Here is a 15,844-nt window from a genome sequence, read left to right on the forward strand (position 1 = left end):
GGGGATCCCATGTTCGGAAACCTGATCGCGTCCCTGGACGATCCGGCGGTGGCGCGGGGCGTGCTCGCGGCGCTGGACGACCCGGCCCTGTCCGCGCGCGTGACGGCCTGGGCGGAGGTCACCGGCTACCCGTCGGCCAATGTCGTGGCCGTTTGCGTGCGGCATTTCCTGGACGCCGCGTCCGACGATCACTGGACCCAACTTATCGGCATCATGAGCCGCGCGGAGGATCCGGGGCTGGCGGCGGTGCGCGCCATCCTGGTCAAGGTGCTGCCGGAGGCGGAAGCGTGAGCGGCGGCTGCGCCCTGATCGACACCTTCGGCCGCCGCGTCAGCTATCTGCGGCTGTCGGTGACCGACCGCTGCGACCTTCGCTGCGTCTATTGCATGGCGGAGGACATGGTCTTCGTGCCCCGCGCCGAATTGCTGTCGCTGGAGGAACTGGACCGCCTGGCGTCCGCGTTCATCACCCTGGGCGTGACGACGCTGCGCCTCACCGGGGGTGAACCGCTGGTGCGGCGCGGCATCATGGACCTGGTCGCCGGCCTGTCTCGGCATCTGCGCGCGGGTCGCTTGCGCGACCTGACCCTCACCACCAACGGCACGCAGTTGGCGCGCCATGCTGATGACCTGGCCCGCGCCGGGGTGCGACGCGTCAACGTCTCCCTGGACACGCTGGATCCCGTCCGCTACCGCGTCCTGACCCGGGGCGGCGCCCTGGGCACGGTCATGGAGGGCCTGCGGGCGGCGGCGGAGGCGGGCTTGCGGGTGAAGCTCAACGCCGTGGCCCTGCGCGGCATCACGGAAGGGGAGGTCCACGACCTCATCGCCTTCGCCCACCGCCAGGGCATGGACCTGACCTTCATCGAGACCATGCCGCTGGGCGATGTGGGCGTGGACCGCACCGACCAGTACCTGCCGCTGGACCGGCTGCGCCGGGAGATCGAAACCCGGTGGTCACTGGCCGACACGGCCGACCGCACCGGCGGCCCGGCCCGCTACGCCCGCGTGGCGGAGACGGGTGGCCGCATCGGCTTCATCACCCCGCTCAGCCATTCCTTCTGCGAAGGCTGCAACCGCGTGCGGGTCAGCGCGACGGGCGTGCTATACACCTGCCTGGGGCAGGAGGAGCGGGTGGACTTGCGCGCGCCCTTGCGTGGATCGGAGGGGGACGCGGCGCTGCACGCCGCCATCGCCGCCGGTATCCTGGCCAAGCCGCGCGGCCATGATTTCCGTATCGATGCCGGGGGGCGCCCGGCCGTGGCGCGCCCCATGTCCGCTTTGGGGGGATAGGCCATGGTTCGGATCGGCGTTCTGACCATATCGGACCGGGCCAGCCGGGGCGAGTATGTCGACCGGGGCGGACCCGCCATCGAGGCATGGTTGCGGCAGGCCCTGGGACCCCCTGGACGCCCGTGTGCCGCATCGTTCCCGATGGCCTGGACAGCGTCCGCGACGCGCTGGTCGACCTGTGTGATGGCGACGGGGTGGACCTGGTGTTGACCACGGGCGGTACCGGCCCGTCGCCCCGTGACCTGACGCCGGAGGCGATGCGGCTGGTGATGGAAAAGGAGCTGCCGGGCTTTGGTGAAGCCATGCGCCTCGCCAGCCTGCGCGACGTGCCCACCGCCATCCTGTCGCGACAGACGGCGGGTATACGGGGCCGCACCCTGATCATCAACCTGCCGGGCAAGCCGGCGGCCATCGATGTCTGCCTCAGGGCCGTCTTCGCCGCCGTGCCCTATTGTCTGGACCTGATCGGCGCCGGGCGGATCGATACCGATCCCGCGGCCATCACCGCCTTCAGGCCCGCCGACAAGGGCGCGGCCGGAAACGGATGATCGTGGTTCGCCACCCTCGGCCCCCGCGCGGCCTGGCCGTCACGCCACCGGCCGGGGGGCCGTCGAGCCCCGGGCGACGCAACGGCCGGACAGCACCACTTTGCGCGTCGGGGCGTCCGGGGTCTTCAGGCGCTGGAACAACAGGGCCATGGCCTCGCGGCCGATGGTCTCCACCGGCTGCTCGATGACGGTCAGGCCCGGCTCCACCAGTTCCGTCCAGGGTTCGTTGTCGAAGCCCGCGATGGCGATGTCCTGGGGAATGCGCAGCCCCAGGGTCCGGGCCGCCTTCACCACCCCCGTGAGGAACAGCCCGTTGCTGACCAGCAGGGCCTGGGGCCGGTCAGGCTGCCGCAGCCAGTCGGTGGCGGCGCTTTCGGCGGCGTCCGCCGATGGCGCCACGAAGCGCGCCTCACCCGTCAGGCCCCGGGCCGCCATGGCCGCCAGATAGCCGTCGCGCCGTTCGACGCCGGTGGTGCTGGTGGCGCCGAACAGGCCGCCGATGCGGCTGTAGCCCCTGGCCACCAGATGATCCACCAGGGTGGCGCTGGCCTCGCGATTGTCCAACAGCACGGTGTCGAACTGGCCGCCCGGGCCGGCGCGATCGATCAGCACCATCGGAAAATCCAGGGTGTCCGCCTGTAGCCGGTCGACGGTGGCGCGGGTCGGGGCGAAAATCAGCCCCGTCACCCGTTCCTCCTGCATCAGGGTCAGGTACAGCGCCTCGCGCGCCGGATCCTCATCGGTGTTGCACAGGATGACCCGCATGCCGGCGCGGTAGGCCGCGTCCTCCACCGCCCGGCCGACGGCGGTGAAGAAGGGGTTGCGAATGTCGGCGACGATCAGGCCGATGGTCTGGGTGCGTTGTGAGCGCAGCCGCCGCGCGGACAGATTGGGCTTATAGCCGGTGGCGCGCACCGCTGCCCGCACCTGTTCCCGCACCTCGGCGCTGACCGGCCCCTCCCCCAAGGCGCGGGACGCCGTGGAAACCGACACGCCGGCAACCCGGGCGACGTCCTTGATGGTGACCGTCATGTTCGCAATCGTTTCCAGTTATTTTGCCTCAGTCTAAAGCCTTTCAGCGGTCGATCAAGGGGATTGCGGCCCATACCCCCAGCCCTATCGCCGGATTCCCTTTGACAATTTTTGTGGAAACGTTACCACTAATCCCAAGAATGAAATCGGGAGGTTCCGAGAATGCCCTTCGCCGTTGAGAGCGACCTGCTGCCCCGTGAGCTGATCCGCCTTGGCGCGCATCCGGCCGGAAAGCGTGACGCCATTGGCGAGGCCGCGCAGATGCTGGTCGCCGCCGGGTGCGTCGACCCCGCCTATGAGGAAAGCATGGTCCGTCGGGAAGAGGTGGCGAACACCTTCCTGGGCCATGGCGTCGCCATTCCCCACGGCCTGGGGGAAGATCGCCACTTGGTCCGCCGCAACGGCCTGGCCATCCTGCAGGTGCCCGATGGGGTGGAGTGGAACGCCGGCCAGCGCGCGCGCCTGGTGGTGGCCATCGCCGCCCAGTCCGACGCGCACATCACCATCCTGCGCCGCCTGACCCGCCTGATCCAGGATGAGAGCCGGTTGAACCGCCTGTTGACGACCACCGACGCCGGGGAGATCGCGGCCGCCCTGGGCCAGGAGACGCCCCCGCCCCCGGACACGGCCGCCGCGCCGGTGGGTGATCTGGGGCCGGGGTTCGACTGGACGGTGGATTATCCCACCGGCCTGCACGCCCGGCCGGCCGCCCACTGGGTGGACACCGCCCGCCGCTTCGCCGCCCAGGTCCGCGTCCGGCACGGCGACCACGCGGCCGATGCCAAGAACCTGATCGCCCTGCTGCAACTGGGCCTGCGCGCCGGCGACACGGTGGTCGTCTCGGCGGCGGGCGCCGACGCCGCGGGGGCCCTGGTGGCCCTGCGCCAGGCCATCACCGGCCTGAGCGCCCAGGAAAAGATGGATGCGGCGCTGGCCGCCAGCCGCGCCCGCCAGACGCCGCGCGCCGGCTGGACGCCCCCCGCACCCCTGACCGCCATCGGCGGTGTGCCGGCGGCCCCCGGGCTGGCCATCGGCCCCTTGCATGTGCTCAAGGCCGCCGACCCGGTGGTACCCGATAACCCCACCGGCCTGACGCAGGGCGGCAGCCTGCTGCAAGAGGCGCTGACCCGCACCCGCCAGCAACTGAAGGCCCTGGCCGACGATACCGCCCGCCGGCTGGGCGCCACCGACGCCGGCATCTTCAAGGCCCAGGCCGAGTTGTTGAACGACACCGACCTGATCACCCTGGCCTGCCAGTTGATGGTGGAGGGGCACGGCGTCGCCTGGGCCTGGAAGCAGACGGTGGACCGCATGGCCAGCCGGCTGGCCGCCCTGGGCAATCCCGTTCTGGCCGCGCGAGCCGCCGACCTGCGCGACGTGGGCCACCGGGTGCTGGGTCACATCGACCCGTCCTTGCGCGCCAACTCGCTGCTCGACCTGCCGAACACGCCCTGCATCCTGGTGGCGCCAGACCTGTCGCCATCCGACACGGCCGGCCTGGACCCGGCCCGCGTGGTGGGCCTGGCCACGGCCGTGGGCGGCCCGACATCGCACACCGCCATCCTGGCCCGCACGCTGGGCCTGCCGGCCCTGGTGGGCGGCGGTGCCGCCCTGCTGGAACTGGCCGACGGCGCCAGCGCCATCCTGGACGGCCAGTCGGGACAATTGTACCTGGAACCGACCGACGCCGACCTGGCCTCCGCCCGGCAGTGGTTGGCGGTCAAGGCGGAGGCCCGCGCCCGCGAGGCGGAGGCGCGCGCCCTGCCCGCCCGCACCCGTGACGGCCACACCGTCTCCATCGGGGCGAACATCAACCTGCCCGACCAGGCGGCCTTCGCCCTGTCGCAAGGGGCGGAAGGCGTGGGCCTGATGCGCACCGAGTTCCTGTTCCTGGAACGGGGGGAAACCCCCAGCGAGGATGAGCAATTCGACATCTATCGCGCCATGGCCGAAGCGCTGGGCAACCGGCCGCTGATCGTCCGCGCCCTGGATATCGGCGGCGACAAGCAGGTGGCCCACCTGAACCTGCCGCACGAGGAGAACCCCTTCCTGGGCGTGCGCGGCGCCCGGCTGCTGCTGCGCCGGCCCGACCTGCTGGAGCCGCAGTTGCGCGCCCTGTACCGCGCGGCCCGCGCGGGCGCCGCCCTGTCCATCATGTTCCCCATGATCACCACGGCGGCGGAGATCATCGCCCTGCGCGCGGTCAGCGAGCGCATCCGGGCCGAGGTCGACGCGCCGGCGGTGCCGCTGGGCATCATGATCGAGGTGCCGGCCGCCGCCCTGCAGGCCGAGGGGCTGGCCCGCCATGCCGATTTCTTCTCGGTCGGCACCAACGACCTGACCCAGTACACCCTGGCCATCGATCGCCAGAACCCGCAGCTGGCCGCCCAGGCGGACAGCCTGCACCCCGCCGTGCTGCGCCTCATCCAGGCCACCGTGGCGGGGGCGGCCAAGCATGACCGCTGGGTGGGGGTGTGCGGCGGCATCGCCGGCGACCCCTTCGGCGCGGCGCTGCTGACCGGCCTGGGCGTGCATGAACTGTCAATGACCCCACGTGAAGTGCCGGCGGTGAAGGCGCGCCTGCGCGACAGCGACCTGACCGCGCTGCGCGCCCTGGCGGCCGAGGCGCTGGCGTGCGAGGCCGCCGAAGACGTGCGCGCCCTGGGAGGAGGTATGGCATGAGCATCGATCTGCACACCGTCACGCTGAACCCGGCCATCGACGAGACCGTCACCCTCGACGGCCTGCGGCCCGGTCATGTGCACCGGGCCGTGGCCGTGCGCCACAATGCCGGCGGCAAGGGCGTGAACGTGGCCTCCTGCCTGGCCGACTGGGGCCTGCATGTGGCCGCGACCGGCCTGCTGGGCGCCGACAACGCCGCCCCGTTCGAGGCGCTTTTCGCCGCCAAGGGCATCCTCGACCGCTTCCTGCGCGCGCCTGGCGAGACCCGCACCAACATCAAGCTGCTGGATCGTCACGACGGCACCACCACCGACGTCAACCTGCCCGGGCTGGTGGCCGTCCCGGAGACGGTGGAGCGGATCCAGACCTACCTTGAGGAATCGGTTGGTCCAGGCACCCTGGTGGTGCTGGCCGGCAGCCTGCCCGATGGCCTGCCACCCGACACCTATGCCCGCATGGTGGCGGGCCTGGCCCCCACCGGTGCCCGCGTGCTGCTGGACAGCAGCGGGGAGCCGCTGGCGCGGGCGTTGGCCGCCGCCACCCTGCCCCATTGCGTCAAGCCCAACCGGCATGAGCTGGAAGGCTGGGCCGGCCGGCCGCTGGCGCCACCCGACCTGTTGGCCGCGGCGCGGCACCTGCAAGGACATGGCATCCCCCTGGTCGTCGTGTCGCTGGGGGCCGGCGGCGCCCTGTTCGTGAACGCCGGCGAGGCCCTGCACGCCCAAGCGCCCGAGGTGCGGGGCGGCAGCACCGTGGGCGCCGGTGACGCCATGGTGGCGGGCCTGGCGGCCGGTCTTCATGCCGGCCTGGGGCTGGAAGCCGTCGCCCGGCTGGCGACCGGGTTCGCCGTGGCCAAGCTGGGCCGCGCCGGCCCCCATCTGCCGGGGGTGGAGGTCGTCCGTGACCTTGCCAGCCAGGTAACGGTGACACCCGCCGAGACCTGGGCGCAAACCACCGCGTCGCATACGCCGCACTGAAGGACGGGCGGGCCCAAGACCCGCCCCGGGGGAGGAAGCATGTCTGCACTGTTGGCCGTGATCGGCGCCGGCGAAATGACCATCCATGCCATGCTGGCGGCCGAGGCCCTGCGCAAGGCCGCCACCCGCCTGGGCCACACCATCGCCGTGGAGGTGCGCACCGAACAGGGCATCCTGGGCGCGCTGGAGCCCGCCCGCATCCAGGAAGGACAGGCCGTTCTGCTGGTGGGGACGGGCGTGTTGGACGCCGACCGCTTCGGGGCCATACCCCAACACAGCGCCACCATCGAGGCCGTCCTGGCCGATCCCGCCGCCGCCCTGGGCGCCCTGGCACCGGCCCAGCCGGACCGGACCGCAAGCCCCTCAAAAGCCGACGGCCCGCGCCGCATCGTCGCCATCACCTCCTGCCCGACGGGCATCGCCCACACCTTCATGGCGGCGGAAGGCCTGCAGCAGGGCGCCAAGGCCCTGGGGCACGCCATCCGCGTGGAGACGCAAGGATCGGTCGGGGCGCGTGACGGCCTGACGGAGGAGGAGATCGCGGCCGCTGACATCGTCATCATCGCCGCCGACCGCCAGGTGGACCTGGGCCGCTTCACCGCCAAGCGGGTGTTCCAATCACCAACCAAGCCGGCGATCACCGATGGCGCCGGCCTGATCCAGCGGGCCCTGGCGGAAGCGGCGCCCCTGAACGCATCGGCGGGGAATGCGCCGGAGGGGCGCGACCTGGCGCAAGCCGCCGCCGCCGGCAAGGCCGCGCGCGGCGGGCGCGCCGGCCCCTACAAGCACCTGATGACCGGCGTTTCCTTCATGCTGCCCTTCGTGGTGGCGGGCGGACTGCTGATCGCGCTGGCCTTCGCGCTGGGCGGCATCTACGCCTATGACGACGCCCACAAGGGCACGCTGGCCTACGCCCTGTTCCAGGTGGGGGCCAAAGGGGCGTTCGTGCTGATCGTGCCGGTGCTGGCGGGCTACATCGCCCATTCCATCGCCGACCGGCCCGGCATCGCGCCCGGCATGATCGGCGGCATGGTGGCGGCCAATCTTCAGGCGGGATTCCTGGGGGGCATCCTGGCCGGATTCATCGCCGGCTATGGCACCGCTTTCCTGAACCGCCACATCCGCCTGCCGCGGACGCTGGAGGGACTGAAGCCGGTGCTGATCCTGCCCTTGCTGGGCACCCTGCTGACCGGCCTGCTGATGATCTACGTCGTGGGCGGTCCGACAGCCGACGCGCTGGCGGCCCTGACCACCTGGCTGAAGGGCATGCAGGGCAGCAGCGCCATCCTGCTGGGCGTCCTGATCGGCGGCATGATGGCCTTCGACATGGGCGGCCCCATCAACAAGGCGGCCTACGCCTTTTCCACCGGCCTGATCGCCAGCCAGGTCTACACCCCGATGGCGGCGGCCATGGTCGCGGGCATGACACCGCCCCTGGGCCTGGCCCTGGCCGCCCAGCTGTTCGCCAACCGCTTCACGGCGGAGGAGCGGGAGACCCGGGGCGCGGCGGCCGTGCTGGGCCTGGCCTTCGTGACCGAGGGTGCCATCCCCTTCGCCGCCCGCGATCCGCTCCGGGTCATCCCCGCCCTGGTGGCGGGCTCCGCCGTGGCGGGCGCCATCTCCATGGCCATCGGCGCGGAATTGCGGGTGCCCCACGGCGGCGTGTTCGTCCTGCCCATCCCCAACGCCGTCAGCCACGTCGGCGGCTATGTCGCGGCGCTGGCCATCGGCGCCGGGGTGACGGCCATCGTCCTGCGCCTCCTGAAGCGCCCGGTCTGACGGTCGGGCCCACCAACCACGCAATCCCCCAAAACAACAGCCCCAAAACCATAACCAAGATTCCAGGGAGAGGTGATCCCATGCGCCAGATCGCGCGTTCCGTGCTGCGCCCACTGCTACGCCCTGTGGTGGAAACGTTTCCAGTGGCCGCCATGGCCGCGATACTCTCGGGCCCCGCCCTGGCGGGTGACCCGGGCACGGGCGAGACCATCGACTGGCTGGCCAGCTATACCGGCGAGGCGGCGGCCAACCCCAGCGGCGGCATGCGTCAGGGGTCGGCCTATGCCGGCCAGATCCTGCTGGGCGCGGACGTGAACCTGAACAACGCCGTGGACTGGAGCGGCGCCACCCTGCATGTCGCCGCGGTGAACCGCCACGGCAGCAACCTGGCGGCCCAGTACCTGGGCAGCACCACCTCGCTCCAGGAGATTTATGGCGCGCAAAACACGCGCCTGGCCCGCTTCACGGTGGAGCAATCCCTGATGGACGGCCGTCTGGTGGTGGAGGGCGGCCGCACGGTGGCCAACATCAGTTTCCTGGGGTCGTCGCTCTGCGCCAATTTCCAGATAAACTCCGCCTGCGGCAACCCGACCTTCGTCTTCAAGACCAGCAGCTTCACCTGGTGGCCGGTGTCCAGCTGGGGCGCCCACGCCACCGCCTGGCTGACACCCACGGTCTATCTGCACGCCGGCGCCTATGAGGTGAACCCCAGCCACCAGTCCAGCACGGAGCATGGCTTCGACTGGGGCACCGCCACCGCCACGGGCGCCATCGCGCCGATGGCGCTGGGCTATCAGACGACGTTCGCCACTGACCGCCTGCCCCGCAAGTACGAGATTGGCGGCTGGTATGATGGCGCCGACTACACCGACCCGCTCCGCGACGCCAGCGGTCGCGCCGCCGTGGTCAGCGGCCAACCCAACGCCACCCTGAACGGCCGCTCGGGCGTGTTCTTCCGTTTCGAACAGATGGTGCTGCGCCCCGACGACACGTCCCAGCGGGGCCTGACCCTGTTCGGCGTGGCGATGACCGGGACCGGCGGCCGGTTGATCGAAGACCATTTCCTGGAATTGGGCCTGGTCCAGCGCGGCACCTTCGCCGGCCGCGATGACGACACCATCGGCTTCGTCGTCAACCAGCAGAAATACAGCCACGACGCCCTGGAAGCCCTGCGCCTGGCCCGCGCGGCAGCGGGCGGCAGCGGCACGCCGGCGGATGACCAGATCATGATGGAGTTGAGCTACGGCGTGCAACTGGACCACGCCATCCGCATCCAGCCCAACCTGCAATATGTCATCCATCCCGACCAGTTCAGCGACCCCGCCCGTCTGCATGACGCGCCCAACGCGTTCGTCATCGGCCTGCGGTTCGACGTGGACATCGCGGGGCTCATGCGGGGGCGGTCGCTATAGGGTCGCTACGCGGTGGGCGCCATGAGGGCGCCCAGCACGGCCTGACCCAGCGCCAGGCCGCCGTCGTTGGCGGGGACTTGGCGGTGTGTCACCGGCCGGCAGCCAATGCCCCGCAAACGGGACTGGAGTTCGCCCAGGATGATGGCGTTCTGCAGGACACCGCCCGACAGCGCCACCACCGTTCCCTGGCTGGCGCCGACACGCGCCACCGCCGCGACCAGCGCCTCGGCGACCCCCAGGTGAAACCGGGCGGCGATACGCCCAGGCGATTCCCCGGTGGCAAGGTCGGCCAGCAGCGCCCGCCACATCGGGGCCCAGCCCATGACCACGGGATCGCCGCCGCCCAGCGCCACCGGATAGGGCTGCACCCCGCCGAGGTGGGGCCGCGCCAGCGCCTCCAGCGCCATGGCGGCCTGGGCCTCATGCCCGATGCGGGCGGGGTGGACGCCCAGCGCCGCCGCGACGGCATCGAACAGCCGCCCGGCTGAGGAGCAGGGCGGCGTGTTGGTGCCGGTTTCAAGCATGCGCTCCAGCAAGGCCACCGGCGCGCCGGGCGGCAAATGGGCCAGAACCGCGCCGGCATGATCGCGCCAGGCGGCGCCAAAGGCATGCCGCAACTGGGCCACCAGGTTGCGCCACGGCTCGCGCATCGCGGCCGCACCGCCGGCTAGGGCGACGGGCGCGATATGGCCAACGCGGGCAACGCCGCGATAGCCGCCCTGCAAAATTTCGCCCCCCCAGAGCGTTCCGTCGGCGCCCAGGCCCAGCCCGTCCAGCACCAGGCCGAAGGCGCCCTCTCCGCCCTCCGCCAGCCCGATACCGGCGTCGGCCAGGCAGGCGGCCATATGGGCGTGGTGGTGGCCCACGCGCACCAGCCGGGCGCCGCATTCCCGCGCCAGCGCAGCACCCAGCGTGGTCGAGAGATAGTCGGGATGGGCATCGACCGCGACCACCGCCGGCGTGAAATCGAACAGGTCGCGATAGAGGCGCAGCATGGCCCGGTAGTCGTCCAGGGCGGCCGCGTCCTCCAAATCACCGATGTGCTGGGACAGGATGGCCTGCCCCTCCCGCATCAGGCAGAACGTCGCCTTCAGCTCGCCACCCATGGCCAGGGTCGGCGGCAGGCCCTCAAAGCCCGACGGCAGGGGCAGCGGCACCGGCGCGTAGCCCCGGGCCCGCCGCAGGATGACGGGCGCGCCAGCGCTGGTGGTGACGACGCTGTCGTCCAGCCGGTTCAGGATGGCGCGGTCGTGCATCAGCCAGGCGTCGGCCAGCCCGGCCAGACGGTCCCGCGCGTCCCCGTTGGCCGTCACCTGCGGCTCATCCGACCGGTTGCCGGAGGTCATGACCAGGGGGCCGTCCAATCGGGCCATCAGCAGATGGTGCAACGGCGTGTAGGGCAGCATGAAGCCGAGATGGTCCTGGTCCGGCGCCAGACCGTCCGGCAAGGGCGCGCCGTCGGGCCGGCGGGGCAGCAGCACGATGGGGGCGGCGGGCGAAGTCAGCAGATCGCGGGCCGCCGCATCCAGCCGGCAATAGCGCCCGACCTCCTCCACGCTACGGGCCATCAGGGCGAAGGGCTTGGCATCGCGCGCCTTGCGGCGGCGCAATTCCATCACCGCGCCGGCGTTGGCCGCGTCACAGGCCAGGTGGAAACCGCCGATGCCCTTGAGGGCGACGATGCCACCGGCGCGCAACAGCGCCGCCGCCGCGTCCAGCGGGTCCGTCCCCGCGTCGGGCGCGGGCTCCAGCCACAGCCGGGGGCCGCAGGCGGGGCAGGCCGTCGGCTGGGCATGGAAGCGGCGGTCGGCGGGGTCGGCGTATTCCGCCGCGCACGCCGGGCACATCGGGAAGGCGGCCATGGCCGTGTTGGCCCGGTCATAGGGAATGGCGCTGACGATGGACAGCCGGGGGCCGCAATGGGTGCAGTTGCCGAAGGCGTAACCGTGGCGCCGGTCGGCGGGATCGAACAGCTCCGCCTGGCAGGCGGGACAGGTGGCGGCGTCCGGCACGACGCCCGTCCGCACCCGGCCGGCGGCGCTGGCCGTGATGGTGAAGCCGCCGGGCGCCGGGCCGTCATGGGGGGCGGCCTCCATGCCGTCGACGCGCGCCAAGGGCGGCGCCTCACGCCACAGCCGTGCCTGAAAGCCGTCCAGCGTGGCCGCGTCCCCCCAGACGTGGATGACCACGCCCTCGCCGTCGTTGGCGACGCTGCCGGCCAGGTTCAGCGCCTGGGCCAGGCGCCAGACATGGGGCCGGAAGCCCACCCCCTGGACCAGCCCGCGCACGCGGATGCGTCGGCCCACCCAGGCGTCGGCGGCCGTCATCAATGCACCGTGCAGACCATGCAGGGATCAAAGGAGCGGACGATGTGCTGCACGGCCACCGGCTCGGTCTCGCCCTCACGGACGGGCGCGCCGCGCAGCGCTTGCTCCAGCGGCCCCGGCACACCGGCGGCATCGCGCGGGGAGAAGTTCCAGGTGGTGGGGGCGATGATCTGGTAGTTGGCGATGCGGCCTCCCTGAAGGCTCACCCAGTGGCCCAGCGATCCCCGGGCCGCCTCCGTCAGGCCGGCGCCCTCCCCCACCGCCGGCAAGGGCGTGTGGTCGATGAACGGGGCCCCTGGGTCGAGGACCCGCAGCCAGCGTTCCATGGCCAGGGTGACCAATGCCACCTCCAGCAGCCGCGCCACCACCCGCGCCTCCACCGTCGCCCCGTCCAGCACCACCAGATCGCGTGCCAGCGGATGGCCGGCGACCAGCTGGCGCGACAGGGCGCCCACCTCCGCCACCTCCCCCTCCAGGCGGGGCGCCTTGCACCAGGAGTAGGCGTCCTCGCGCATGGCGTCCGGCGGCGCCCCCGGCTCACGCGGCGATCGCGGCGCGCCGTCCGGGGCGGGGCGATACCAGGCGTGGCTGACATCCTCGGCGATGCGGTCCACGGGCAGCGCACCGGCGACACGGTTCCGGAACACCCCGCGCGGAAACAAGGGTCCCTCGGCCAACGGGTAGGCGCCATAGCTCATGTGCCGCAGGTCCGTCCGGCCCAGGCGGTTGAGGCCCAGCGCCTGGGACAGGGTGACGAAGCGGGCGAAGTCCCCCCGGCCGGCCCGCGCCCCCGCCCAGGCCAACAGGGCGTCGCGGGTGGACAGGGCGGCCACCGCCTCCAGCGTGTCGGCGAACAGGGTGCGTTCCAGAAAGCGGCGGAACCCGGCCAGCAGGGCGCCCAGCCGCGCCAGCTCCGCCCGCGAGACGGCCCGGGTCGATCCGCCGGGCTGCACCGCCAGGGTGTGGGGCCACTTGCCGGCCAGGATGCCCAGCAGGTTCATCAACTCCGCCCGGGCGGGCAGCACCTCCCGCGCCGCGTCGCCCTTCACCGCCGTGAACCGCTCGGCCATGTCGGCATGCCAAGGTTCCGCCGCGTAGGCCGGGCGGGCGAAGTCGGGCATGAAGAACAGGTAGAAATGGGTCAGGTGGTCGGCGACGTTCTCCACCGCGTGGATCAGGTTCACGGCCAAGGTGCCGTTGGCCGCCTGCGGCACCGGGCCGGTCGCCGCCAGCGCCCGCGCCGCCGCCACCGATTGCGAGACGGAGCAGATGCCGCAGATGCGCGGGGCGTAGACCAGCGCGTCCAGCGCCGGCTTGCCCACCAGCATGGCCTCGAACCCGCGATAGAGCGGAGAGACGACGCGGGCGTCGGCGACCATGCCGTCGCTGATGTCGAGACGCACCTCCAGGTCACCTTCGACCCGGTTGAAGGGACCGACGATCAGGCGGCTCATGCGCTGTCCTTGCGCTTGTCATGGGGAAGGACGACCGGCGACGGCCGCGCCGCGTTGTCGCGCAGCCGCTTGGGCGTCGCCGCCTTGGACAGGGACGCCAGGGCCACGAACCAGGCCTTGGGCATGTCCGTTGGCAGGCCGATGGGGATGCCCGCCACCTTGGGCGTGACGGCGAAGGCGTGGCCTGGCTCCTCAAAACCCGGTGCCGTGCAATTGATGCACGCGTAGTTGCCGTCCAGGCAGGAGCCGCCACCGTTCCACGGCCGGATGTTGCAATCCGCCCGCGCCTGCGTCCCCTTGCAGCCCAGATTCTCCATCATGCAGCCCAGGTCGCCCGGCTGCTCCGCGCTGGCCTTGAACTCATAGAATTCGTTGCGGGCGCAACCGTGGTGGACCAGATGGGCGGTATAGGCCAGCGGCCGCTCCCACTCATCCAGGTCGCCGGGCGTCAGCATGCCGGCACCGATCTGCAGCAGTGTGTCGGTGAACCAGCCGGGATGGATGGGGCAGCCGGCGATGTTGATGACCGGCAGGCCCTTGGCCGACCGGAACCCGGCCCCCAGCAGGCCGCCGGCGCGGGTGCCGTCATAGGCCAGGCCGCAGGCCTCCACCTCATTGCCACCGGCGGCGGTGACGCCGCCAAAGGCGGCACAGCTGCCCACGGCGACGACATAGCCGGCCCGGCGCGCGAGGGCGGCGATCCAGTCGCGCATGGGCTTGCCCGTCCCCGCCATCAGGTGGAAGCGGCCGGTGCCGCCCGGCCCGTTGATGACCGAGCCTTCCAGGCACAGGATGTCCACCGGCTGTTCCCCCGCCGCCACGGCCTCCAGGATGGCGCGGGCCTCCCCGCCCGTCGCCTCGCTGAGGGAGGGATGCCACAGCAGTTCCACATTGGCCGCCGCCAGCGCCGTCAACAGATCCGGCTTCTCCGCCCCCAGCAGGGACAGGGTGCAGCCGCCGCAGCCGCCGGACTGCAACCACAGCAGCCGCAGCGGGCGGGCCGGTTCAGACGCCGCGGTCATCGGCCGGCACCTTCAGGGTGAAGACGGCGCCCCCGCCGTCCGCGTTGGCATAGCTCAGGCTGCCGCCCAGTTTTTCCGCCATGTTGTAACTGACATACAGGCCCAGGCCCGTGCCGGTGCCGATGGGCTTGGTGGTGAAGAAGGGCTCGAAGATCTTGTCCTGGTTTTCAGGCGGAACGCCCGGGCCGTTGTCCGCGACCGACAGGACGATCCAGTTGTCCTGCTCCCCCGCTTTGATCCGGATCAGGGCGCCATCGCGGCCGTCCACGGCGTCCACCGCGTTCTGCACCAGATTGACCAGGATCTGGTGCAGCTGGCCCTTACGGCCCACCATCTCCAGCTGCGGGGGCAGGTCCAGGCGCACCTCCGGCTTGGTGCGCTGGGTCTTGATCACCCAGTCGGCGGCGGTGTGGACCAGGCGGACCAGATTGAACGCCTCCGGCTCCTCGCGCTGGTTGGAGGAGAAGCGGCGCAGGTCCTGCACGATGTCGCGCACCCGCTCCGCCCCCTCCAGGGTGCCATCGACCAGGGGGCCGATGTCGGCCAGCACCTTGTCGATGCGCAGGCTGTCGCGCAGGGCCGCCAGCTCCGCCCGCGGCGTGCCGGCGTCAACGGCGGCCAGATAGCCGGTGATGGCGGCGCCATAGCGCTTCAGCGCGTACATGTTGCCGAAGACGAAGCTGATGGGGTTGTTGAGTTCGTGCGCCACGCCGGCCACCAGCCGGCCCAGCGCCGCCATCTTTTCCGAGGTCAGCAATTGCTGCTGGGTCTGGCGCAGGCGCTGATGGGCCTTGTCCAGTTCCCGATAGGCCCGCAGCAGCTCCCCCACCGGGCGGCCGGCCAGGACCATGCCGGCGAAGCGGCCGCGCCCATCCCGGCGGGGCGCCCCGTTGACGGACACCGCCGCCCGCTGGCCATCGGCCGCCAGCAGCTGCCAGCCCTTGTCCTCGATGGCCCGGCCCTCGGCCAGGCAGGCCCGGATGTCCGCGTGATCGGCGGGGTCGAACAGATCCAGCAGGGGGCCCCCCAGCAACGCGCCCTCCTCCCGTCCCAAGGCGGCCGTCAGCGCCGCGTTGACCCGCAGCACCGCGCCGTCGGCATCGCAGACGATCAGCACGTCGTTCATGGCGCCGAGGACGGAGTGCATGAAGTCGCGCGCTTGCTGCAGGCGCTGGTTCTGTTCCTCCAGCGCCACCTGCGAGGCGACGAGATCGCTGTAGACCACGTCCATGCGCCGGATGACATCGATCCACAGCTGCTCGCCCTCGCCGTCCGCGTCGGGCGATGGCAGGTCGGCAAGGGGATCGTGGTTGCCCATG

Annotated in this window: 12 protein-coding genes; 7 read left to right on the forward strand and 5 right to left on the reverse strand. The window is 71.7% G+C overall.

Going from position 1 to position 15,844, the window contains the following annotated elements; translation table 11 throughout:
* Window positions 1–9 precede the first annotated feature (9 nt).
* The 3 genes from FHS74_RS13145 (at window position 10) to mog (ending at window position 1,840) form a co-directional block, all read left to right on the forward strand.
* Complete coding sequence (locus tag FHS74_RS13145) at window positions 10–291, forward strand: hypothetical protein (protein WP_184801094.1); 282 nt, start codon at window positions 10–12, stop codon at window positions 289–291.
* Window positions 288–1,292 carry a GTP 3',8-cyclase MoaA gene (moaA, locus tag FHS74_RS13150; protein ID WP_343066912.1) on the forward strand — a complete coding sequence of 335 codons (1,005 nt, stop codon included), beginning with the start codon at window positions 288–290 and terminating at the stop codon, window positions 1,290–1,292. Before FHS74_RS13145 ends, moaA begins: the two co-directional genes overlap by 4 nt.
* A 122-nt stretch (window positions 1,293–1,414) precedes the next feature.
* Window positions 1,415–1,840 carry a molybdopterin adenylyltransferase gene (gene mog, locus FHS74_RS13155; RefSeq protein WP_343066913.1) on the forward strand — a complete coding sequence of 142 codons (426 nt, stop codon included), beginning with the start codon at window positions 1,415–1,417 and terminating at the stop codon, window positions 1,838–1,840.
* 39 nt (window positions 1,841–1,879) lie between these two features.
* Here mog and FHS74_RS13160 read toward each other — a convergent pair whose 3' ends face one another.
* Window positions 1,880–2,872: a LacI family DNA-binding transcriptional regulator gene (locus FHS74_RS13160; protein WP_184801096.1), complete on the reverse strand. Its 993-nt coding sequence runs from the start codon at window positions 2,870–2,872 to the stop codon at window positions 1,880–1,882.
* 162 nt (window positions 2,873–3,034) lie between these two features.
* On the opposite strand from FHS74_RS13160, the gene ptsP reads away from it, so the two are divergent.
* The 4 genes from ptsP to FHS74_RS13180 all read left to right on the forward strand — a co-directional run bounded on the left by ptsP (window position 3,035) and on the right by FHS74_RS13180 (window position 9,722).
* On the forward strand, window positions 3,035–5,554 hold the full coding sequence (gene ptsP / locus FHS74_RS13165; RefSeq protein ID WP_184801098.1) for a phosphoenolpyruvate--protein phosphotransferase: 2,520 nt from the start codon (window positions 3,035–3,037) through the stop codon (window positions 5,552–5,554).
* Window positions 5,551–6,531 (forward strand): 1-phosphofructokinase, encoded by a 981-nt coding sequence (pfkB, locus tag FHS74_RS13170; RefSeq protein ID WP_184801100.1) that lies wholly within the window; start codon window positions 5,551–5,553, stop codon window positions 6,529–6,531. Before ptsP ends, pfkB begins: the two co-directional genes overlap by 4 nt.
* Before the next feature lie 39 nt (window positions 6,532–6,570).
* The gene (locus tag FHS74_RS13175) at window positions 6,571–8,310 is read left to right on the forward strand and encodes a fructose-specific PTS transporter subunit EIIC (RefSeq protein WP_184801102.1); all 1,740 of its coding nucleotides are present in this window, start codon (window positions 6,571–6,573) and stop codon (window positions 8,308–8,310) included.
* A gap of 80 nt (window positions 8,311–8,390) precedes the next feature.
* The gene (locus tag FHS74_RS13180) at window positions 8,391–9,722 is read left to right on the forward strand and encodes a carbohydrate porin (protein ID WP_184801104.1); all 1,332 of its coding nucleotides are present in this window, start codon (window positions 8,391–8,393) and stop codon (window positions 9,720–9,722) included.
* 5 nt (window positions 9,723–9,727) lie between these two features.
* Here the strand turns inward: FHS74_RS13180 and hypF are convergent, their stop codons facing one another.
* The 4 genes from hypF to FHS74_RS13200 are packed head-to-tail and all read right to left on the reverse strand — an operon-like array spanning window position 9,728 to window position 15,843.
* Entirely contained in the window at window positions 9,728–12,049 is a 2,322-nt protein-coding gene (gene hypF / locus FHS74_RS13185) for a carbamoyltransferase HypF (protein ID WP_184801106.1), read from the reverse strand.
* The gene (locus tag FHS74_RS13190; RefSeq protein ID WP_184801108.1) at window positions 12,049–13,503 is read right to left on the reverse strand and encodes a nickel-dependent hydrogenase large subunit; all 1,455 of its coding nucleotides are present in this window, start codon (window positions 13,501–13,503) and stop codon (window positions 12,049–12,051) included. Before FHS74_RS13190 ends, hypF begins: the two co-directional genes overlap by 1 nt.
* Window positions 13,500–14,525, reverse strand: a complete 1,026-nt coding sequence (locus FHS74_RS13195; RefSeq protein WP_184801110.1) for an NADH-quinone oxidoreductase subunit B family protein — start codon at window positions 14,523–14,525, stop codon at window positions 13,500–13,502. The genes FHS74_RS13190 and FHS74_RS13195 overlap by 4 nt, the downstream gene beginning before the upstream one ends.
* Window positions 14,509–15,843 carry a sensor histidine kinase gene (locus FHS74_RS13200; RefSeq protein WP_184801113.1) on the reverse strand — a complete coding sequence of 445 codons (1,335 nt, stop codon included), beginning with the start codon at window positions 15,841–15,843 and terminating at the stop codon, window positions 14,509–14,511. The genes FHS74_RS13195 and FHS74_RS13200 overlap by 17 nt, the downstream gene beginning before the upstream one ends.
* Window position 15,844: the final 1 nt, after the last annotated feature.

The organism is Nitrospirillum iridis (assembly GCF_014205765.1).
In the GTDB taxonomy this organism is placed as follows: Bacteria; Pseudomonadota; Alphaproteobacteria; order Azospirillales; family Azospirillaceae; genus Nitrospirillum; species Nitrospirillum iridis.

Bases quoted from the DNA above. Each gene is read 5' to 3' on its own strand.
- FHS74_RS13145 (WP_184801094.1), top strand. From the start codon at position 10: ATGTTCGGAAACCTGATCGCGTCCCTGGACGATCCGGCGGTGGCGCGG.
- FHS74_RS13160 (WP_184801096.1), bottom strand. From the start codon at position 2,872: ATGACGGTCACCATCAAGGACGTCGCCCGGGTTGCCGGCGTGTCGGTT.
- ptsP (WP_184801098.1), top strand. From the start codon at position 3,035: ATGCCCTTCGCCGTTGAGAGCGACCTGCTGCCCCGTGAGCTGATCCGC.
- pfkB (WP_184801100.1), top strand. From the start codon at position 5,551: ATGAGCATCGATCTGCACACCGTCACGCTGAACCCGGCCATCGACGAG.
- FHS74_RS13175 (WP_184801102.1), top strand. From the start codon at position 6,571: ATGTCTGCACTGTTGGCCGTGATCGGCGCCGGCGAAATGACCATCCAT.
- FHS74_RS13180 (WP_184801104.1), top strand. From the start codon at position 8,391: ATGCGCCAGATCGCGCGTTCCGTGCTGCGCCCACTGCTACGCCCTGTG.
- hypF (WP_184801106.1), bottom strand. From the start codon at position 12,049: ATGACGGCCGCCGACGCCTGGGTGGGCCGACGCATCCGCGTGCGCGGG.
- FHS74_RS13190 (WP_184801108.1), bottom strand. From the start codon at position 13,503: ATGAGCCGCCTGATCGTCGGTCCCTTCAACCGGGTCGAAGGTGACCTG.
- FHS74_RS13195 (WP_184801110.1), bottom strand. From the start codon at position 14,525: ATGACCGCGGCGTCTGAACCGGCCCGCCCGCTGCGGCTGCTGTGGTTG.
- FHS74_RS13200 (WP_184801113.1), bottom strand. From the start codon at position 15,843: ATGGGCAACCACGATCCCCTTGCCGACCTGCCATCGCCCGACGCGGAC.